General features: G+C 67.5%; 21 protein-coding genes. 8 read left to right on the top strand and 13 right to left on the bottom strand.

Going from position 1 to position 18466, the window contains the following annotated elements; translation table 11 throughout:
- Nucleotides 1-171: 171 nt before the first annotated feature.
- The 5 genes from JOE59_RS06690 to ctaE are packed head-to-tail and all read right to left on the bottom strand — an operon-like array spanning nt 172 to nt 5294.
- On the bottom strand, nt 172-1065 hold the full coding sequence (locus JOE59_RS06690; protein ID WP_204459472.1) for a methyltransferase domain-containing protein: 894 nt from the start codon (nt 1063-1065) through the stop codon (nt 172-174).
- 32 nt (nt 1066-1097) lie between these two features.
- Nucleotides 1098-2705 carry a cytochrome bc1 complex cytochrome b subunit gene (qcrB, locus tag JOE59_RS06685; protein ID WP_204459471.1) on the bottom strand — a complete coding sequence of 536 codons (1608 nt, stop codon included), beginning with the start codon at nt 2703-2705 and terminating at the stop codon, nt 1098-1100.
- A complete protein-coding gene (gene qcrA, locus JOE59_RS06680; RefSeq protein ID WP_204459470.1) occupies nt 2702-3778 on the bottom strand; it encodes a cytochrome bc1 complex Rieske iron-sulfur subunit in 1077 nt (358 codons plus the stop codon). The genes qcrB and qcrA overlap by 4 nt, the downstream gene beginning before the upstream one ends.
- A gap of 39 nt (nt 3779-3817) precedes the next feature.
- Entirely contained in the window at nt 3818-4612 is a 795-nt protein-coding gene (gene qcrC, locus JOE59_RS06675; RefSeq protein WP_204459469.1) for a cytochrome bc1 complex diheme cytochrome c subunit, read from the bottom strand.
- 49 nt (nt 4613-4661) lie between these two features.
- A complete protein-coding gene (gene ctaE / locus JOE59_RS06670) occupies nt 4662-5294 on the bottom strand; it encodes an aa3-type cytochrome oxidase subunit III (RefSeq protein WP_056008750.1) in 633 nt (210 codons plus the stop codon).
- Between the two features lie 135 nt (nt 5295-5429).
- On the opposite strand from ctaE, the gene trpD reads away from it, so the two are divergent.
- Complete coding sequence (gene trpD / locus JOE59_RS06665; protein ID WP_204459468.1) at nt 5430-6482, top strand: anthranilate phosphoribosyltransferase; 1053 nt, start codon at nt 5430-5432, stop codon at nt 6480-6482.
- A 67-nt stretch (nt 6483-6549) separates the two neighbouring features.
- Here the strand turns inward: trpD and glpK are convergent, their stop codons facing one another.
- Both glpK and JOE59_RS06655 read right to left on the bottom strand, forming a co-directional pair.
- Entirely contained in the window at nt 6550-8064 is a 1515-nt protein-coding gene (glpK, locus tag JOE59_RS06660) for a glycerol kinase GlpK (protein ID WP_204459467.1), read from the bottom strand.
- Nucleotides 8065-8156: 92 nt separating this feature from the next.
- Complete coding sequence (locus JOE59_RS06655) at nt 8157-8942, bottom strand: MIP/aquaporin family protein (protein WP_204459466.1); 786 nt, start codon at nt 8940-8942, stop codon at nt 8157-8159.
- Nucleotides 8943-9149: 207 nt separating this feature from the next.
- Here JOE59_RS06655 and dhaK point away from each other — a divergent pair, with 207 nt between their 5' ends.
- From dhaK to dhaM, 3 genes are read left to right on the top strand one after another with little or no spacing between them, the layout of a single operon-like run.
- Nucleotides 9150-10151: a dihydroxyacetone kinase subunit DhaK gene (gene dhaK / locus JOE59_RS06650; protein WP_204459465.1), complete on the top strand. Its 1002-nt coding sequence runs from the start codon at nt 9150-9152 to the stop codon at nt 10149-10151.
- A 25-nt stretch (nt 10152-10176) separates the two neighbouring features.
- The gene (dhaL, locus tag JOE59_RS06645) at nt 10177-10824 is read left to right on the top strand and encodes a dihydroxyacetone kinase subunit DhaL (RefSeq protein ID WP_204459464.1); all 648 of its coding nucleotides are present in this window, start codon (nt 10177-10179) and stop codon (nt 10822-10824) included.
- A 1-nt stretch (nt 10825) separates the two neighbouring features.
- Nucleotides 10826-11548 (top strand): dihydroxyacetone kinase phosphoryl donor subunit DhaM, encoded by a 723-nt coding sequence (gene dhaM / locus JOE59_RS06640; protein WP_204459463.1) that lies wholly within the window; start codon nt 10826-10828, stop codon nt 11546-11548.
- Nucleotides 11549-11559: 11 nt separating this feature from the next.
- Here dhaM and JOE59_RS06635 read toward each other — a convergent pair whose 3' ends face one another.
- The gene (locus JOE59_RS06635) at nt 11560-12324 is read right to left on the bottom strand and encodes an SDR family NAD(P)-dependent oxidoreductase (protein WP_204459462.1); all 765 of its coding nucleotides are present in this window, start codon (nt 12322-12324) and stop codon (nt 11560-11562) included.
- 97 nt (nt 12325-12421) lie between these two features.
- On the opposite strand from JOE59_RS06635, the gene JOE59_RS06630 reads away from it, so the two are divergent.
- Nucleotides 12422-12754, top strand: coding sequence for a hypothetical protein (locus JOE59_RS06630; RefSeq protein ID WP_204459461.1), 333 nt, complete (start codon nt 12422-12424; stop codon nt 12752-12754).
- Nucleotides 12755-12795: 41 nt separating this feature from the next.
- Nucleotides 12796-13494, top strand: a complete 699-nt coding sequence (locus tag JOE59_RS06625; RefSeq protein WP_204459460.1) for a hypothetical protein — start codon at nt 12796-12798, stop codon at nt 13492-13494.
- A 19-nt stretch (nt 13495-13513) separates the two neighbouring features.
- Here JOE59_RS06625 and JOE59_RS06620 read toward each other — a convergent pair whose 3' ends face one another.
- Genes JOE59_RS06620 through JOE59_RS06610 form a run of 3 tightly spaced genes read right to left on the bottom strand, consistent with a single transcriptional unit; the run spans nt 13514 to nt 15220 of the window.
- Complete coding sequence (locus JOE59_RS06620) at nt 13514-13807, bottom strand: DUF4287 domain-containing protein (RefSeq protein WP_204459459.1); 294 nt, start codon at nt 13805-13807, stop codon at nt 13514-13516.
- 56 nt (nt 13808-13863) lie between these two features.
- On the bottom strand, nt 13864-14412 hold the full coding sequence (locus tag JOE59_RS06615) for a dihydrofolate reductase family protein (RefSeq protein WP_204459458.1): 549 nt from the start codon (nt 14410-14412) through the stop codon (nt 13864-13866).
- A 1-nt stretch (nt 14413) separates the two neighbouring features.
- On the bottom strand, nt 14414-15220 hold the full coding sequence (locus tag JOE59_RS06610) for an alpha/beta fold hydrolase (RefSeq protein ID WP_204459457.1): 807 nt from the start codon (nt 15218-15220) through the stop codon (nt 14414-14416).
- Between the two features lie 82 nt (nt 15221-15302).
- On the opposite strand from JOE59_RS06610, the gene JOE59_RS06605 reads away from it, so the two are divergent.
- On the top strand, nt 15303-15917 hold the full coding sequence (locus JOE59_RS06605; RefSeq protein WP_204459456.1) for a TetR/AcrR family transcriptional regulator: 615 nt from the start codon (nt 15303-15305) through the stop codon (nt 15915-15917).
- A gap of 95 nt (nt 15918-16012) precedes the next feature.
- Entirely contained in the window at nt 16013-16219 is a 207-nt protein-coding gene (locus JOE59_RS06600) for a hypothetical protein (RefSeq protein ID WP_204459455.1), read from the top strand.
- A 239-nt stretch (nt 16220-16458) separates the two neighbouring features.
- On the opposite strand, the gene JOE59_RS06595 is transcribed toward JOE59_RS06600, so the two are convergent.
- Nucleotides 16459-16992 (bottom strand): 2'-5' RNA ligase family protein, encoded by a 534-nt coding sequence (locus JOE59_RS06595; protein ID WP_204459454.1) that lies wholly within the window; start codon nt 16990-16992, stop codon nt 16459-16461.
- Between the two features lie 61 nt (nt 16993-17053).
- The gene (locus tag JOE59_RS06590; RefSeq protein WP_204459453.1) at nt 17054-18466 is read right to left on the bottom strand and encodes a permease prefix domain 1-containing protein; all 1413 of its coding nucleotides are present in this window, start codon (nt 18464-18466) and stop codon (nt 17054-17056) included.

Genomic DNA, 18466 nt, shown 5'->3' with positions numbered 1-18466 from the left:
CTCTGAGTCGGTCAGGCCGTGCCGTCGAAAGCGGCGCGCCAGCTTCGCGGCGAATCGGGCGCCGAATACGTCGTCGAATCCGCATGGGACCCGCGGATCGCAGCACTCGTCCATGGCTTCATTCTCGTCCGGATGCCGATCGATGGCGAGACCCTGGCGAGTCGTCGACCATCACTGAAGAACAGGCGAACGCACGAACGTCACGACGTCGACCGACACGGTCACCGAGAGTTCATCTGATGCTGCTGCCCGCTCGCCGTCGGCCCGATGATGTGCGGTGGGGCCCATGTCCACGAGCAACTCGCGGGTCTCGGCGTCGGCGACAAGGGGATACTCGACCCGCGTCGTCCCGGACGCCGTGAAACCCACGTCGGAGAACTGTGCGGCCACGAGTTCGGCCTTGCCGTCGGGGATGTCGAGCGCCGCTCCGATGCGTCGCAGCTCGATGAAGTGCAACGCAGTCGGCACGACGACGAGCAGGACGCCCCCGGGACGCACGATACGTGCGAACTCCTCCGGGTTCCGCGGTGCGAAGACGTTGAGCGCGATGTCGGCGCTGGCGTCGCGGATCGGGAGCGGCCGCCACAGATCGAGCACGACGCCTGTGGAGCCGGAGACCGCCTTCATGGCCATGCGCACGGCCGCGGGGGAGCGATCGGCGAGCAGCACGGAGGCGCCCGGGCCGGCGCGCCCGAGCGCGCCGGCGTAGTAGCCCGTGCCGCACCCGAGGTCGGCGATGCGGGTTGCTGCCGACGTGTCGTGCGACTCCCCGGGTTGACGGACGCCGGCCCTTGAAGCGGTGCTCGGTCGACCCGCGTGCATCGCTGCGATGAGAGCATCGGCGATCGGCGCGTAGGCACCGGACTCGAGGAGTCCGGTGCGCGCCTCGAGCATCTGCCGGTCATCGCCGACGGTTCGAGGGGCTTTCGGTGGGAGCAGCGTGACGCTGCCGTGCTTGGCCAGGTCGAACCGGTGGCCGGTCGAGCAGCCGAGTACTCGATCGGTGACCGGCTCGAGGTCGTGAAAGCAGTTCGGGCACCGCAGCCACGTCGAATCGATCGACATGGCGCGGTGCCCGAATCTCTCTGACGGGATCGTCAGTGGTGGGTGTCGTGGCCGGACTCGAGCTCGCCCTTCGTGACCGGCGCGATGCGGTCTTCGAAGAACCAACGCGAGAACGCGGCGCGGAGATGCTGACCGGCCGTGATCTTGCCACGCGCGTTCGGGCGGATCATGAGCGGAGCGTAGCTCTCGTGGCTGACGAGCTTCCAGCGGTCGTACTCGTCGAGGGGCTGGTGCACCTCGATGAACTCGCCGCCCGGCAGCTTGACGATGCGCCCGGACTCGTAGCCGTGCAGCACGATCTCGCGGTCCTTCTTCTGCAGCGCGATGCAGACGCGCTTCGCGATGAAGTAGGCGACGAACGGGCCGACGATGACGACTGCCTGGAGTGCATGGATGACGCCCTCCATGGTGAGCGAGAAGTGCGTCGCCAGGATGTCGGAGCTCGCAGCCGCCCAGAGGCCGGCGTAGAACGTGACACCGGCTGCACCGATCGCTGTGCGGGTCGGAGCGTTGCGGGGACGGTCGGCGATGTGGTGTTCGCGCTTGTCGCCCTTGATCCAGGCCTCGATGAACGGGTAGATCAGCACCAGCACGATGAACACACCGATGACGATGAGCGGCACGAGGATGTTGAACGACCAGGTGCGGTCGAGCCAGACGAACTCCCAGCCCGGCGGGATGAGACGCAGAGCGCCGTCGGCGAAGCCGATGTACCAGTCGGGCTGGGTACCGGCGGAGACGGGGGAGGGGTCGTACGGGCCGTAGTTCCAGATCGGGTTGATCGTGAACATCGAGGCGATGAGCGCGAGCACACCGAAGATGATGAAGAAGAACCCGCCGGCCTTGGCCGCGTAGATCGGGAGGATGGGCGGGCCCACCGCGTTCTGCTGGGTCTTGCCCGGGCCGGCGTACTGCGTGTGCTTGTGCACGACGACGAACACCAGGTGGAGCGCGACGAGCGCGACCACGAGCGCCGGAAGCAGCAGGATGTGCAGCGTGTAGAGACGACCGACGATCTGGGTGCCGGGGAACTCGCCGCCGAAGAGCAGGAACGAGGTCCAGGTGCCGATCAGCGGAATGCCCTTGACCATGCCGTCGATGATGCGGAGGCCGTTGCCCGACAGCAGGTCGTCGGGAAGCGAGTAGCCGGTGAAGCCCTCGGCCATCGCGAGGATGAAGAGGGTGAATCCGATCACCCAGTTCAGCTCGCGCGGCTTGCGGAACGCACCCGTGAAGAAGATGCGCAGCATGTGCAGCCCGATGGCGGCGACGAAGAGCAGCGCAGCCCAGTGATGCATCTGGCGCACGAACAGGCCACCGCGAATGTCGAAGGAGATGTCGAGCGTCGACGCCATGGCGACCGACATCTCGACGCCCTTGAGCGGCACGTAGGAACCGTCGTAGTGCACTTCGACCATCGAGGCCTGGAAGAAGAACGTCAGGAAGGTGCCCGAGATGAGCACGACGACGAAGCTGAAGAGCGCGACCTCGCCGAGCAGGAACGACCAGTGGTCGGGGAAGGCCTTACGGCCGAGTTCCTTGACGAATCCCGCGATGCTCGTGCGCTCGTTGACGTAGACGGACGCAGCTGACGTGAACGACCGCTTCTGCGGCGCGGTTGCGGACGGTGCGGTGGTCAATTGCGCTCCCAGAAGCTCGGGCCGACGGGTTCGGTGAAGTCGTGCTGCGCGATGAGGTAGCCCTCGTCGTCAACCTCGATCGCAAGCTGAGGCAGGGGACGGGCTGCCGGGCCGAAGATGACTTCGCAGTTGTTCGCCACGTCGAACTGCGACTGGTGGCACGGGCACAGCAGGTGGTGCGTGTGCTGCTCGTAGAGGGCCACGGGGCATCCGACGTGCGTGCAGATCTTGGAGTACGCGACGATGCCCTCGTACGCCCAGTTCTCCTTGCCGGGCGCAGGGTTGAGTTCGCCCGGCTCGAGGCGCATGAGCAGCACCGCTGCCTTGGCCTTCTCTTCGAGCTTGCCGTGCTCGAGGTCTTGGAGACCCTCGGGGATCACGTGGAACGCGCTGCCGATCGTGACGTCGGCGGCCTTGATCGGGACACCGGAAGGGTCGAGCGCGAGGCGTGTGCCCTTCTTCCACATCGTGTGGCTGAGCAGCTCGACGGGCATCTGGTCCTGCGGTGCGAAGCCTCGGAACAGCACGATGGCGGGCAGCGGGAAGACGAGCAGCGCACCGATGAGGCTGTTGCGGATCGCCGCGCGACGAGTGAAGCCCGACTCGCGGTCGGAATCGGTGAACACCTTGACGGCCGCCGCCTGGGTCTCGGGCGATCCGCCGATGGGGTGGCGCTCGTCGACGAGTTCGACGTCGGCCATGATCGCCTTGCCCCAGTGCACCACGCCGAATCCGATGGCGAGCAGTGCCAGGGTCGCGCCGAGGCCGAAGAACATGTTGTTCAGGCGCACCGCACCGACGTCGTTGGACTCGATCGGGAACAGCATGTACGCGGCGATCGCCCAGACGCTGCCGAGGATCGACAGGTAGAACAGGGTGTAGACGGTGCGCTGGGCACGCTTCTCACGCTTCGGGTTCTCGTCGGTGACCCGGGGCCGGTGCGGCGGGAAGCCGGGGTTCTCGAACGAGTCGGCCGCGATGACCGCGGTACCCGGCGAGACGGCAGTGTCGTGCGCGGCGTGCGACGAGTCGGCAGCGGCGAGCTCTGCGCCGCTGTGGTCGTCCTGTGCCATGGTTCTCCTTCTTCAGCTACTTCTGTGCCGGGGCGTGCGCTAGTTGGACTTCGCCGTGATCCACACGGTGATCGCGACGATCGCGCCGAGACCGAAGATCCAGATGAACAGACCCTCTGCGACCGGCCCGAGGGAGCCGAGTTCGATGCCGCCGGGCGAGCGGTTGTCCTGGACGTACTTGAGGTACGTGATGACGTCGCGCTTGTCTTCCGGCGAGATGTTCAGGTCGTTGAAGACCGGCATGTTCTGCGGGCCGGTGACCATGGCCTCGTAGATGTGCACGCCCGAGACATCCGTCAGCGGGGGAGCGAACTTGCCTTCGGTGAGCGCACCACCGGCGCCGGCCACGTTGTGGCACATCGCGCAGTTGATGCGGAAGAGCTCCGCACCGTTCGCCGCGTCGCCACCGCCGTTGACGAGGTGGTCGCTGGGGATGTCGGGGCCCGGGCCGAGCGAGGCGACGTAGTACGCCAGCTGCTTGACCTGCTCGTCGGTGAACTGCGGAGGCTTCACTTGCGCCTGGGGGCCCTGCATCTGCATCGGCATGCGGCCGGTGCCGACCTGGAAGTCGACCGCTGCCGCGCCGACGCCGACGAGGCTCGGGCCTTCGTCGGTGCCCTGGGCGGAGAGCCCGTGGCACGTGGCGCAGTTGGCCTGGAAGAGCTTCTTGCCCTCTTCGATGGTCTGCTGCGAGTTCGGGTCCACTTCGGCCTGCGCGATGGTGCCGCTGCTCAGCGCGGCGTATGCACCACCGGTGAAGACGAGGCCGAGCGCGAGGAGCGCGACGGTGGCGAGCGGGTGCCGGCGTCCGGTGCGTCGCTTCTGGCGAGTCATGGGTATCTTCCTGTTCACGGGCATGCTGTGGTGACGCTCCTGATGCGACTTACTTGAGGACGTAGATGACGAAGAACAGTCCGATCCAGACCACGTCGACGAAGTGCCAGTAGTACGAGACGGCGATCGCGCTGGTCGCCTCGCGGTGACCGAAGTTCTTGACCGCGAAGACGCGGCCGATGACGAAGAGGAACGCGATCAGACCACCGGTGACGTGCAGGGCGTGGAAGCCCGTCGTGAGGTAGAAGGCCGAGCCGTAGGCGTTGGAGTCGAGCGCGATGCCCTCGGACACCAGCGTCGCGTACTCCCAGACCTGGCCTGCGACGAAGACGCCGCCCATGGCGTAGGTGAGGAAGAACCACTCCACCACGCCCCACTGGGTCGGCTTCCATCCGGTCGCGTACGGCTGGAGTCGCTCGGCCGCGAAGACGCCGAACTGGCACGTGACCGACGACAGCACGAGGATCAGCGTGTTCACCGCCGCGAACGGCACGTTCAGCCTGCCGGCCTCGAAGGACCACAGCTCGGGTGATGTCGACCGCAGCGTGAAGTAGATCGCGAAGAGTCCCGCGAAGAACATGACCTCGCTGCCGAGCCAGACGATCGTTCCCACCGCTACGGTGTTCGGTCGTTTGATCAGGGGCGCGCTCGCCTGATAAGTGATTGAGGTGCTCGTCACCATCCCATTATGGCTGAAACGAGGCCTGAGTTTTCGTCATCCGGGGGAGTCGTGTCGCTCACTTCGGGTAAGGCAAACCTAAGTTGCCCTGTGCGAAGGCCGCGAATCCGCCGTGAATCCCGCAGATAGGATCGACGCATGCCCGCAGGACAGAACTGGCCAGACATCTTGAATTCCCTTCTCGAAGGGTCCGATCTGAGTGTTTCGGATGCCGCGTGGTGCATGGAACAGGTCATGACGGGTGCGATCAGCGAGGCGCAGCTCGCCGGATTCCTCATCGCGCTCCGCGTCAAGGGGGAGACCGTCGACGAGATCGTCGGCTTCCGCGACGCGATCCTCGACCATGCGATCGCCCTGCCGGTCGATCCGATGGCGCTCGACATCGTCGGCACCGGCGGCGATCGCTTCGGCACCGTCAACGTCTCGACGATGGCCTCGATCGTCGCCGCGGCATCCGGTGTGCCGGTGATCAAGCACGGCAATCGTGCCGCGAGCTCGTCATCGGGCTCGTCGGACGTGCTCGCCGCACTCGGGCTCGACCTCGAGCTGCCCGCCGAGCGGGTCGCCGACGTGCTCGGCGAGGCCGGCATCACCTTCGCCTACGCGGCGGCGTTCCACCCCGGGTTCCGTCACGCCGGCCGTGTGCGCTCCGAGCTCGGCGTGCCGACCGTCTTCAACTTCCTCGGCCCGCTCGTGAACCCGGCCCGCCCCGAGGCATCCGCTGTCGGCGTGGCGCAGCTCGACCGCGTGCCGCTCATCGTCGGCGTCTTCCAGACCCGCGGCGCCACCGCGCTCGTCTTCCGTGGCGACGACGGCCTCGACGAACTCACGACCACCGGCCACAGCCATGTCTGGGAGGTGTCGCTCGGCACCGTCAAGGAGCATGACCTCGACCCGCGCGACCTCGGCATCGCGCGCGCCACGATCGAGCAGCTCGCAGGCGGTGACGCGCAGCACAACGCCGCCGTCGTGCACGACGTGCTCGCGGGCGCCCACGGTCCGGTGCGCGACATCGTCGTGCTGAACGCCGCAGCCGGCCTCGTCTCGTTCGAGCTGGCGAAGGACCCGAGCCAGTTCCAGCGCGCCATCCTCGACCGCTTCACCGAGAAGATCGCGATCGCCGAGGCCGCGATCGACAGCGGTGCGGCCGCGCGCAAGCTCGAGCAGTGGATCGCGGCCACGAAGTCCTGATGGCTCCTGCGCCCTGAGCCTGTCGAAGGGGTCTCTCCGCTTCGACAGGCTCAGCGAGCACAAGGGATCACTTCACGTCGGCGTCGACCCAGTCGAACGTCTTCGTGACGGCCTTCTTCCAGAGCCGGATCTGACGGTCGCGCTCGTCGGGATCCATCTTCGGCTCCCAGCGCGAATCCTCCTGCCAGTTGGCGCGCAGCTCGTCGAGGCTCGACCAGAAGCCGACCGCGAGACCCGCGGCGTAGGCCGCGCCGAGTGCCGTCGTCTCGGCGACCACCGGGCGCACCACGGGCACGCCGAGGATGTCGGCCTGGAACTGCATAAGGGTGTTGTTGGCGATCATGCCGCCGTCGACCTTGAGCTCGGTCAGGTCGACGCCCGAGTCGGCGTTCACGGCCTCGAGCACCTCGCGGGTCTGGAACGCCGTCGCCTCGAGGGCGGCGCGGGCGATGTGGCCCTTGTTCACGAACCGCGTGAGGCCGACGAGCGCGCCGCGCGCATCGGGGCGCCAGTACGGCGCGAACAGGCCGGAGAACGCAGGCACGAAGTACGCGCCGCCGTTGTCCTCCACCGTCTTGGCGAGCGCTTCCACTTCGGGCGCACTCGAGAACAGGCCGAGGTTGTCGCGGAGCCACTGGATGAGCGAACCCGTGACCGCGATCGAGCCCTCGAGTGCATAGTGAGGGGCGGCGTCCCCGAGCTTGTACCCGAGCGTGGTGAGCAGTCCGTTCTTCGAGTGGACGATCTCCTCACCCGTGTTGAAGATCAGGAAGTTGCCCGTGCCGTAGGTGTTCTTCGACTCGCCCGCGTCGAACGCGGCCTGGCCGAAGGTCGCGGCCTGCTGGTCGCCGAGGATGCCGGCGACCGGGACCTCGCGGAGCAGACTCGAGGAATGGGCGTGGCCGTACACCTCGGAGGACGACTTGATCTCGGGCAGCATCGACTTCGGCACGCCGAACGCGGCGAGGATGTCGTCGTCCCAGGCGAGGGTCTCGAGGTCCATGAACATCGTGCGCGAGGCGTTCGTGACGTCGGTCGCGTGCACGCCGCCGTCGACGCCGCCCGTGAGGTTCCACAGCACCCAGGTGTCGGTCGTGCCGAACAGCAGGTCGCCCGCCTCGGCCTTCTCACGTGCGCCGGGCACGTTCTCGAGGATCCAGACGATCTTCGTGCCCGAGAAGTACGTCGCCAGCGGCAGGCCGACCTGTTGCTTGAACCGCTCCACGCCGCCGTCGGCCGCGAGACGGTCGACGATCGGCTGGGTGCGCGTGTCCTGCCAGACGATCGCGTTGTACACGGGCCGGCCGGTGGTCTTGTCCCACACGACGGCGGTCTCGCGCTGGTTGGTGATGCCCACCGCGGCGACGTCGTGCCGCGTCAGATTCGCCTTGCCGAGCGCCTGGCCGATCACCTCGCGCGTGTTGTCCCAGATCTGGGTGGCATTGTGCTCGACCCAACCGGCCTGCGGGAAGATCTGCTCGTGCTCGAGCTGCCCGGTCGAGATGATCGATCCGTGCTTGTCGAAGATGATCGCGCGCGACGAGGTCGTGCCCTGGTCGATCGCGAGGATGTAGTCGGCCATTCGGTTTCTCTCTCAATCTGCTCAGCCGGTCGAAGCCGGCGGTCGTGCCGCGGATGAAGCGGGGCCGGCTCGACGAGCCGACCCCGACCTCATCAGGTGATGATGGGCAGCAGCGGGATCGCCAGCCACCCGGCCAGCAGTCCGCCGATGACCGGGCCGATCACGGGCACCCATGAGTACGACCAGTCGCTGCCGCCCTTGCCGTGGATCGGCAGGATGGCGTGCGCGATGCGCGGGCCGAGGTCACGGGCCGGGTTGATCGCGTAGCCCGTCGGGCCACCGAGGGAGACGCCGATACCGATCACGAGCAGCGCCACGGGCAACGCACCGAGCGCCGCGAGACCGCCGTCGCCCTGCCTGCCGCCGCCGAAGCCGATCACGACGAACACCAGCACGAAGGTGCCGATGATCTCGGTGACGAGGTTCCAGGCGTAGTTGCGGATGCCGGGGCCCGTCGAGAAGACGCCGAGCTTCGAGGCGGGTTGCGGTTCCTCGTCGAAGTGCTGCTTGTAGGCGAGCCAGACGATCACGGCGCCGATGATCGCTCCGATGAACTGGGCGCCGATGTAGGCGCTCACGGAGACGGGATCGACCGGCACGGTGAGGCCGAGCCCTGCGTTGCCGAACTCGGTCGCGCCGTTGGCGACGAGACCGAGGGTGACGGCCGGGTTGATGTGCGCGCCCGACGCGTAGGCGACGATCACACCGGCGAAGACCGCGAGGCCCCAGCCGATCGTCACCATGAGGAATCCGCCGTTGAAGCCCTTCGTCTTGGCGAGGGCCACGTTGGCCACGACACCACAGCCGAGGAGCACGAGCATCGCGGTACCGACGAGCTCGCTGAGGAACAACACTCCGAGATTGTCCACGTTGACCATCCATCCTTTTCGCTAGCCCGAGGGCATCGCCCAGGGGCGGAACACTGCCAACGATACTCAGACCGGCATCTGCGGGGAATGGGGCGGGTGAGATTTCGCGCTGCCCCTTACGGTTGGCGGCATGTCGGGCGTAGGTTGGCGGAGGAATGCTGCGTCGACGTCGCTGCACGGCTGCACGGCGCCCGCTGTCTGAGGGAAAGGGATGTCGTGAAGAAAATCATCAATGATCCCAAGCGGGTCGTCGACGAGTCGGTCGCCGGTTTCGGTCTCGCCCACGCCGACCTCGTGCGCGTCGAGTTCGATCCGATCCATGTCGTGCGCGCCGATGCGCCGATCGCCGGCAAGGTCGGCATCGTGAGCGGCGGCGGCAGCGGGCACGAGCCCCTGCATGCCGGCTACGTCGGCTTCGGCATGCTCGATGCCGCCGTGCCGGGCGCAGTGTTCACCTCACCGACGCCCGACCCGATCCTGGCCGCGACGAAGGCGGTCGACGGAGGAGCCGGCGTGCTCCACATCGTGAAGAACTACACGGGCGACGTGCTGAACTTCGAGACGGCCGCCGATCTCGCCGCCGCAGACGGCATCGAGGTGCGCGCGGTCGTCACCAACGACGACGTCGCCGTCAAGGACTCGCTCTACACGGCGGGCCGACGCGGCGTCGGAGGCACGGTCCTCGTCGAGAAGATCGCCGGCGCCGCTGCCGAGCGGGGGGATTCGCTCGACCAGGTCGTCGCCGTCGCGGAGCGGGTGAATGCCGGTGCACGCTCGATGGGGCTCGCCCTGACGGCCTGCATCGTGCCGCACGCCGGGGAGCCGAGCTTCACCCTCGCCGAAGACGAGATCGAGATCGGCATCGGCATCCACGGCGAGCCGGGGCGCGAACGTGTCAAGCTCGAGCCCGCTGATCGACTCGTCGACCGGCTGCTCGAACCGATCCTCGAGGACCTTCCGTACGAGCGCGGCGAGCGCACCCTGCTCTTCGTCAACGGCATGGGCGGTACTCCGCAGATCGAGCTGTACCTCGCCTACCGCAGGGCGGCGGAGGTGCTCGAAGAGCGCGGCATCGAGATCGCCCGATCGCTCGTGGGCAATCACATCACCGCGCTCGAGATGCAGGGCATGTCGATCACGTTGCTGAAGCTCGATGACGAGATGGTCGAATTGTGGGATGCCCCGGTGCAGACGGCTGCGCTGCGGTGGGGCCGGTAGAAGCAGGATCGAAGGGGGAATCTCGGTGGGATTGGACATCACCTGGGCCGTGGACTGGGTCAGACGAAGCGCACAGGTGATCTCGGATCACCGAGTCGAGCTGATCACGCTCGATCGCGAGATCGGCGACGGCGACCACGGCGAGAACATGGACCGGGGCTTCCAGGCCGTGCTGCCGAAGCTCGACGACCTCGCTGCCGGTTCGACACCCGGGGATGTGCTGAAGCTCGTCGCGACGACGCTCATCTCGACGGTCGGCGGCGCAGCCGGTCCGCTCTACGGAACCGCGTACCTGAAGGCCGCCGCGGCCGCCGGCAGCGCAGTCTCGCTCGACGGCCCGGCGATCGCGGCCATCCTCACGGCCGCGCGCGACGGGGTCGTCACGCGCGGTAAGGCGGAGGCCGGCGACAAGACGATGATCGACGCGTGGACACCCGCCGTCGACGCAGCGGATGCCGCGGCCGCAGCAGGCATCGACGCCGCAGGCGTCTTCGCCGCGGCCGCTGATGCGGCCGAAGCCGGCGCGGTCGCCACCGAGCCGCTCGTGGCGCGGAAGGGCCGTGCGAGCTACCTGGGTGAACGATCGGCCGGGCATCGCGACCCGGGGGCCGAGTCGAGTGCGCTGCTGCTCCGAGCTGCCGCGGATGCGGCGGCGGCATCAGCGGGTGCCTGAGATGGGCACCCCGGAGAAGGTGGGCGTGCTCTTCGTCTCGCACTCGGCGGCGATCGCCGCAGGGCTCGTCGAGCTGGCGAGGCAGATGGCGCCGACGGCTGCGCTCGTCGCCGCAGGCGGCACCGACGACGGCCGCATCGGCACGAGCTTCGATCTCGTGACCGCCGGCATCGCCGAGGCCGACTCGGGTCGGGGTGTGGTGGTGCTCTGCGATCTCGGGTCTGCGATCCTCACTGCCGAGACGGCCCTCGACTTCCTCGACGACGAGGTGCGCGAGCGGGTGCGCATCGTCGACGCACCGCTCGTCGAGGGCGGGGTCGCCGCCGCGGTCGCTGCGGAGGCGGGGGACCCGCTCGAGGTGGTCGTGGCGGCCGCCGAGTCGGCACGGGGGCCGGCCACCGCGGCGAGCGCGGGCGCGGTCGGCGAACGGGCGGAGGCGGATGCCGCGAGCCCCGCTGCCGCGGCATCCGGCTACACCCGGAGCATCCGTCTGGTGAACTCCGACGGGCTGCACGCTCGGCCCGCCGCCGAGCTCGTGAAGCTCGCGAGCACGTTCCCGCAGAAGGTCACCGTGAACGGCACTGATGCCAAGAGCCTTCTGGGCATCATGTCGCTCGGCCTCACCAAGGGCGCGCAGGTCGACATCACGAGCAGGGACCTGAGCGGTCGCGAAGCGGTCGACGCGTTGGCGGCACTCGCGGAGTCGGGCTTCGGCGAAGCCTGAACCGGGTCTCGTCAGTTGCCGCCGGCGACGCGGATGTCGGCGCCCGAGGTGTACGAGGCATCCGCTGAGAAGAGGTACGCGACTGCACCGGCGATCTCATGCGGCTCGCCTGCGCGACGCATCGGGATGTTCGGAGCACGCTCTTCCGGAGCGTTCGGCCGACCGGCCGTCGCGTGGATCTCGGTGTGCGTCGTGCCGGGGGAGACGGTGTTGACCCGCACGCCGACGGGGCCGAACTCCTTGGATGCGCCCGTCGTGAGCGCGTTCAGCGCCGCCTTGCTTATGGCGTAGGGGATGTAGGTGTTCGGGGCGCCGCTGCGGGCCGCACCCGATGAGATGTTCACGATGCTGCCGCCTTCGCCGCCGCGATCGGTCGCCATGTGGGCGATCGCCGCGCGCGTCAGGGCGATGGGGGCGAGCACGTTCACGCGGAAGAGCACCTCGCTCTCGTCGAGGCTCGCCTCGAGGAAGCCCCCGATGCGCCCCGTGATGCCCGCGTTGTTGACGAGGCCGGTGACCCGGCCGAACTCGGCGATCGCCGCGGGGACCACGGTCGCCGTCGCCTCGAGGTCGGCGAGGTCGACCTGCAGCAGCAGCACCCGAGCACCGGATGCCGCGCACCGACGTGCGACCGCGTCGGCCTCGTCACGGCGCTCGCGGTACGTCAGCACGAGGTCGTGCCCGTCTGCGGCGAGGCGTTCGGCGATCGCCGCACCGATTCCGCGGCTCGCGCCCGTGATGATCGTGACCTGTCGTGTCGCTGAGGCATCCGTCATGTGCCAAGCCTATTCCCGGTGCCGTGTCTGAATTCCGCGAACTCGGCGCGAAGGAGGCAGTGGCGGCGCGGTGCGCAGCGGGCGTACCATCAGGCGCATGATGGCACGTGACGAAGCGAGCCGAGACGACGGCAACGCGTTCACCCACTTCTTCGACAAGGTCGACCGGGTGCTCGAGCCCGTGTTCAGCAACCCGCCGACTCCAGCGGATGAAGCGCCGCTCGAGCCCACCGACGGCAAGGCGTGTCCGATCTGCGGGCATCCCATGTTCGAGCACTTCATCGATCATTCGACGCCCAACACCGTGCTGGTCTGCCCGACCGACGAGCGGTTGCCCGAGCACGAGGTCGGTGGGCCCTACAACGAGCTCGGCATGCCCGCGACGGGCCGCCGACTCGAGAAGTACGCCGAGCGTCACACGAACGAGTAGGTGCACGCAGCGGCATCCGCTGCATCATCTACGCTGGCGACGTGACGTCACGAGTCGTACCGCACAGCATCAACATCACGATCCTGCACGACGGTCAGGTGCTCTTGGAGCTCCTCTCCGACATTCGCACGAGCCTGGCTCACGCGGAATCCCAGGTCTTCGACCAGGACCACGTTTTCGCCGTCGTGTCGAGGTGGGTGGCCGAGCGTTCGTGGCAGCCGACGCATCGGGGAACCGCGCGGGCCTCGTTCGCCGAGAAGTATCGGCGAGGCTATGAGCTGGCGGTTCCCGGCACCGAACGTGACCTGTTGCGGTTCCGCGTGTCGCCGAAGGGGCTCGCGGAGCGGTTCGCACTCGCGTTCTCCGCTGGTGCCGAATCCGATGATCCCCGAACTGAGCAGTTCGCTCGAGACTTCGCCCGCGGTCTCGGCATCTTCTTCCGGAGGTCCAAGGTGTTGGCGGAGGAACGCCTGGCCGGCGGTGTATACCTGCCGATCCTCAGGTCGTACCTCGATCATGCGCGCTCGAAGGTCGGTGAGGAGGACCAGAATCACCACGAGGTGTTCTCCCGGGGCGTCGGCGCCATCATGGACGACGAGCGGTACCTCCTGCTCTCGGACGATGACGACGCACGACAGCTGTATGCCGCACTCGAGTCGGAGCGATCGGACCTCTACAACTGGTACATGAACCTCGCGAAGGGCGGCGTGGTGGGGTCGAGGCGACCGCAGGGCGCCTGATCTGCACGGCGGCGACCGGTCACCAGGGCCTGGTGTCCTTGCCGTCGAGCCAGAGCCGGCCGATGCTGATGGGCGGTTCGGGCGTCGTCTCGGCGTTCTTGATGTCGACGGTCTCGCGGTGCTTGATGACCTGCGCGATGGCCATCGCGTGGCCGTGCCCGAGTGCGTACTCGGTCTTCAGCCATGCGACGACTTCGCCGGTCTTGGTGCCGGCGGCTCCGAGTCCGCGTTCATCTGCGAGTTCGATGAAACGGCGAGGCGTGATGCCGGTCGAGGTCTCGACGTTGTCGAGGTAGGACTGCCCTTGGGACATGTGCGTGCTCCTTCTCCGTGTTCGTGCTTCGTGTTTGGTGCTTCGTCTTTGGTGCTTCAGTGCCGCGCGCTCGGTCGGTGGACGGTGAGCTGCACGCCGCGTTCGAGGGTTCGGGATTCGACGAGCTCGAGGTCGGCGCGTGGCCCCTCGTAGGTGTCGAACAGGCGTCGCCCTTCGCCGAGCACCACCGGGTGGGTGAGGAGGCGGAGCTCGTCGAGCAGGCCGTGGGCGAGCAGGGATTCGACGAGACGGATGCTTCCGGCCACGGTGAGACGACCGTTCCCGCCGGCCTTCAGCGCGACGAGGTCATCGAAGCCGAGAATCTCGGTGTTGTGCCAGGTCGGAGAGTCGAGCGTGCTCGAGATGACGACCTTCGGCATCGCGTTGAGTTGGCGGGCGAGCGGCACGTCGTCGCCGCGATTCGGCCACGAGCCTGCGAAGACCTCGTACGTGCGGCGCCCGAGCAGCAGAGCGGATGCCTCGCCCTGCTCACGAGCCACCTCTGCGAGCATCTCCTCTCCGACCCAGGGGAAGTGCCAGGTCTCCGGCGCTTCGACCACGAGATCGAGGCTCGCGAACAGCTCGGCGGTGATGGTCCTGGCCATGTCAGGCGCTCACAGCCATGGCACGGAGGATGGGAGCGACCGCATCTGCCGGAAGCTGGTGGTCGCCGCCGGGAACGACGACGAGCTCGCTGCCGGGCACGACCGCGGCGAAGGCTGCAGCGCCGGTTCTGATGGACGGGAACGTCGACTCGCCGACGAGGACCGTGACGGGAACCGGGATCGACACGAAGCGGTCGAGCGCGGCGACGTCGCCGGCCATCGTGTCGCCCATGATGCGAGCGTCGTAGCGAAGGGTGTCGGCGAAGGGCTCCACCGCCGCGATGAACGGAGAAGCCATCATCTGGTCGACCATCTCCGAGGGCAGCCCGACCGCCTCCAGCGAGAAGTACCGAAGGGCTCCGAGTCGATCGCCTGCTGCGGCGAAGGCGTCGAGCCTCGCGATGTAGTCCGCCGGGATCGGCGGACGGGCGTCGTCGACGATGAACGGCGGCTCGAAGGTGGCGACCGCGGCGACCGGCACACCGGCGAGGGCGGCTTCGAGCGCGAGGACGGCGCCAGAGGACTCGCCGAGCAAGAGAGCGGCGCCGCCGACGTGCTCGAGGAGCGCGGCGATGTCGTCGATCTCGCGTTCGACGGCGTAGGTCTCGGCGTCGCCGCTCTCGCCGCGACCGCGCCGGTCGTAGGTGATGACGCGGAGTCCGCCGGCCGCGGCGAGCGCTGCGGCACTGGGGGAGATGGCACGGTATGCGGTGGCGCCGTGCACGAGGATCACAGCGGGGGCGTCCGCAGGGCCGAGGTCGTCGAATGCGATCTGCGTGCCATCGGCGGAGTGGGTGAACTGGGTCATGAGCATCTTCCTTCATCTGAACGGTACCGTTCAGTACGGTACTGAGTGGTACAGTACTGACGGGTACCGGAGGAGTCAAGTCATGAACACCAATCCACGAGTCGAGGCGACACGAGCTCGCATCCTGAACGCTGCCTTGGACGCATTCGTCCTCGACGGGTACACCGGCGCGAGCACCGATGTCATCGCGGCAGCGGCATCAGCCTCGAAGCAGACCGTCTACAAGTACTTCGGCGACAAGGAGGGGCTCTTCCGGGCACTGATCTCCGATGTCGTCGACCGGGTGCACGACTCGATCGTGCGCCTCGACATCGATGCCTACGTCGATGGGGAAGCCGTCGTGCGGGCACTCGCCCGACTGTTGACCGACTCGGTGCTCGATCGTCGGGTGCAACGATTCCGCCGCCTCGTCATCGCCGAAGCCGCGCGCTTCCCCGACATCGGCCGCGCCTACTACGAGGGGGCGTTCGAGCACACGCTCGGCCACATGGCCGATCTGCTCGCCGGCGCGAGCGAGCGCGGCTGGCTGAGCATCGAGGAGCCGCGGATCGCGGCGAATCAGCTGGCGGGGCTGTTGCTCTGGATCCCGAGCAACCGGATCATGATGACCGGTCGATTCGATGCCATCACCGAAGCCGAAGTCGAGGCCGGGTTGGAATCCGGCGTCCGTGTCTTCTTGGCGGCGTATCGGGACTGACCTCGTGCGGGGAGCGTGGGCTGGGACTAGGTTTGCGCCATGCGCAAATTCGACGTTCGGCGCCGGACGGCCGTCTCCGACGGCACCCCGAGCTGATGCAGTTCGTTCTGGACTTCCTCGTCTGGAGCGCGATCATCGGGATCATGCTGTGCATTCCCCTCGCCATTCGCGCGGTTCGCAATGAGCTCGTGCACCAGGATGACCCGCAATTCACGCCCACTTCACTGCTCGCGCGAACAGTTCGATGGCAGCGCCAGCGCGGCAGGCAGGATGCCGCCGCTGCAGACTCGTACGACGACTGATCCGCGGAGTGTGGTGGCCTGGGTATTCACCGGGTTGCTGCTCCTGCTCGTGGTCGTCTCGGTGGCCGCAAGCTGAGGCGTACTCCTCGCGCCGGTCGCATACTGGGGCGCGATCGTCGCGATGATCGGGGGAGCGATCCTGGTGTTCCTCTGCGCGACGAGGGCCGCCGCCGCCTAAGTCAGTCCCGACATTTCGCGGCTGCTTCATCGACCGTTGGCGACCGAACCGCACCGCATCACTATCGGGCGCGACCGAGCCTCACTCGTTCGACGACTTGCCAAGATCCTGGTTCCCTCGATCCCGCCATGAGGCTGAGAGACGCGACTCTCGTCGTGAGCGGAAGCCGAGGACGAATCGCACTCGCCGCAGCACGCATGAGTTCCACATCGCCTCCATCGCCGATGGTCACATGAGGGATCACGTCGTCGTGTGCCCCGCCGTATGGAGAGCACTCGGGAAACGCGTCGACCACCTGGCGGATAAGGTGCTCGAACTTCTCCGGTTGCGACGGTGCGAGCCAGACCACCTGATCGGCGAACCAACCGAAGTCGTCGAAGACCGCATCGAACGGACTCACCTTCGTCGCCACGGCTTCGAGCCTCGACAGTGTGGTGTGATTCACATCAGCCGGTCGCACGAACGGGTAGAGCATGGTGAGATGCGCCGGCATTCCCCACTCCCGGGAGGGGTCGAGCGCCTTCCTGTGGTCATCGAGGACCTCGTCGAACTCCGAGATCTCGACGACGATCGCACTTTCGCGCTCGGCTGCCATGCAACCAATCATCGCCCATGCCCCCGCTCGAGCAGTCCGCAGCCGAGGGGGGCGGGACGGGTCACGCGAAGTCGAACATCGGCGGGAAGGCGAACACCAGGATCGCCGCCCAGCCGAGGTAGACCGGGAGGTACGCGGTCTGCCACGACTCGACACGACCGAATGGCACGCGCCGACGCACGAAGCCGATCTGCAGCCACGTGGCCCACGCGAGGTTTGCGAGAAGGATGAGGTTCAGCCCGAGTGACGCCGTCTTGTTCGCGCTGAACCCGAACTCGCCCGTACGGGCGATCATCGCGACGAGCACGATGACATCGACGACGAGCGCTGCCACGAGCATGAGCACCTGCAGGCGATCGAACCAGCCGGGGGCGAGCGCAGGGTCGCGCGCTGAGATCGCGTACACGAGGAGCGCGACGACCACGACGAGCACGAGGTCGAAGGCGATGAGCAGTTCACGGCTGCCGTCGACGAGGTTCCACTGCATGACCGACGCCACGATGAGTGCGAGCATCATGAGCGTGAAGAGCGGAGTGAACACCTTCGTGAGCACCGGGGCGATGTTCTCGATGACGCGTTGCTTCGCGCCGACGAGCCAGGCGGAGACGAGGATCGCACCCGCTGCCCCGCACGGCAGCACCCACTCGACGATGAACGGCGCGATATCGACCTGGATCGACGCGAACACCGCGACGGTGAGCCCGCTCAAAGCGCCGCCCACGATCGCGATGAGCACGTAGTAGACGAGCCATTCACCGCTGAAACGCAGGAAGTCCATCCGAGTGCGGTCGCTCCGCCAGACACCGCCGGCGTCGACGATGCCCGTGACGAGCCAGAGCGCGACGATCGAGCCGATGGTCGCGAGCACGGCGGTCGCGGAGTTCTGCGTCGCGACCGTGTCGGTCGAGGATCCTCCGTCGAACGGGTAGAGGTTCAGGGCGAGCGCCACGAGCGCGAAGGCGCCTGCGACGCCGAGAAGCGTGCCCATCGGCGGTCGCCGCCGCCAGGCGAACCATGCGGCCAGGAAGGGGAGCACGAGGACCGCGATGTTCCGGAAGACGAGTTCCGGATCGCCGGTGAGCAGCTCGGTCGCCTTCACCGCGATCCCGGCGCCGACGCCGAGCAGGAGGGCGATCGTGAGCCCGTTGGCGCGCCGCACGAACGGCATCGTGCCGTTCGAGGCATCCGTGCCCTCGGAGTCCGACGAGTCGTGGAGCACGAGCTGCTTCCAGAGGCGGCCCGAGTGCTCGGCGGCGTACTCGCGTGAGAGGTCGTCCATGCTCCCGAGGCGCTTGACCGCGATGAGGAACGCCTCGTCGTCGGCGAGACCAGCGGCCGTGAGGGCGTCCACCCGATCGCGCAGGTGCGATTCGAGTTCGTCGACGTCGCGGACGCTCAGGGCGTCGCGCCGCTCCATCCATTCGCGCCATGATGCGATGAGCTCGTCGAGGGCAGGGGCATGTTCGGTCGTCAT

Source organism: Agromyces cerinus (assembly GCF_016907835.1).
Lineage (GTDB): Bacteria > Actinomycetota > Actinomycetes > Actinomycetales > Microbacteriaceae > Agromyces > Agromyces nitratus.
The sequence above is the reverse complement of the archived record's forward strand: the minus strand, read 5'-3'. Positions and strand labels throughout refer to the sequence as shown.

Bases quoted from the DNA above. Each gene is read 5' to 3' on its own strand.
- JOE59_RS06600 (WP_204459455.1), top strand. From the start codon at position 16,013: ATGCAGTTCGTTCTGGACTTCCTCGTCTGGAGCGCGATCATCGGGATC.
- JOE59_RS06620 (WP_204459459.1), bottom strand. From the start codon at position 13,807: ATGTCCCAAGGGCAGTCCTACCTCGACAACGTCGAGACCTCGACCGGC.
- glpK (WP_204459467.1), bottom strand. From the start codon at position 8,064: ATGGCCGACTACATCCTCGCGATCGACCAGGGCACGACCTCGTCGCGC.
- JOE59_RS06595 (WP_204459454.1), bottom strand. From the start codon at position 16,992: ATGGCAGCCGAGCGCGAAAGTGCGATCGTCGTCGAGATCTCGGAGTTC.
- JOE59_RS06635 (WP_204459462.1), bottom strand. From the start codon at position 12,324: ATGACGGATGCCTCAGCGACACGACAGGTCACGATCATCACGGGCGCG.
- dhaM (WP_204459463.1), top strand. From the start codon at position 10,826: ATGGGCACCCCGGAGAAGGTGGGCGTGCTCTTCGTCTCGCACTCGGCG.
- JOE59_RS06615 (WP_204459458.1), bottom strand. From the start codon at position 14,412: ATGGCCAGGACCATCACCGCCGAGCTGTTCGCGAGCCTCGATCTCGTG.
- qcrC (WP_204459469.1), bottom strand. From the start codon at position 4,612: ATGACTCGCCAGAAGCGACGCACCGGACGCCGGCACCCGCTCGCCACC.
- JOE59_RS06655 (WP_204459466.1), bottom strand. From the start codon at position 8,942: ATGGTCAACGTGGACAATCTCGGAGTGTTGTTCCTCAGCGAGCTCGTC.
- JOE59_RS06605 (WP_204459456.1), top strand. From the start codon at position 15,303: ATGAACACCAATCCACGAGTCGAGGCGACACGAGCTCGCATCCTGAAC.
- JOE59_RS06590 (WP_204459453.1), bottom strand. From the start codon at position 18,466: ATGACGACCGAACATGCCCCTGCCCTCGACGAGCTCATCGCATCATGG.
- JOE59_RS06610 (WP_204459457.1), bottom strand. From the start codon at position 15,220: ATGACCCAGTTCACCCACTCCGCCGATGGCACGCAGATCGCATTCGAC.
- ctaE (WP_056008750.1), bottom strand. From the start codon at position 5,294: ATGGTGACGAGCACCTCAATCACTTATCAGGCGAGCGCGCCCCTGATC.
- JOE59_RS06630 (WP_204459461.1), top strand. From the start codon at position 12,422: ATGATGGCACGTGACGAAGCGAGCCGAGACGACGGCAACGCGTTCACC.
- JOE59_RS06690 (WP_204459472.1), bottom strand. From the start codon at position 1,065: ATGTCGATCGATTCGACGTGGCTGCGGTGCCCGAACTGCTTTCACGAC.
- trpD (WP_204459468.1), top strand. From the start codon at position 5,430: ATGCCCGCAGGACAGAACTGGCCAGACATCTTGAATTCCCTTCTCGAA.
- qcrA (WP_204459470.1), bottom strand. From the start codon at position 3,778: ATGGCACAGGACGACCACAGCGGCGCAGAGCTCGCCGCTGCCGACTCG.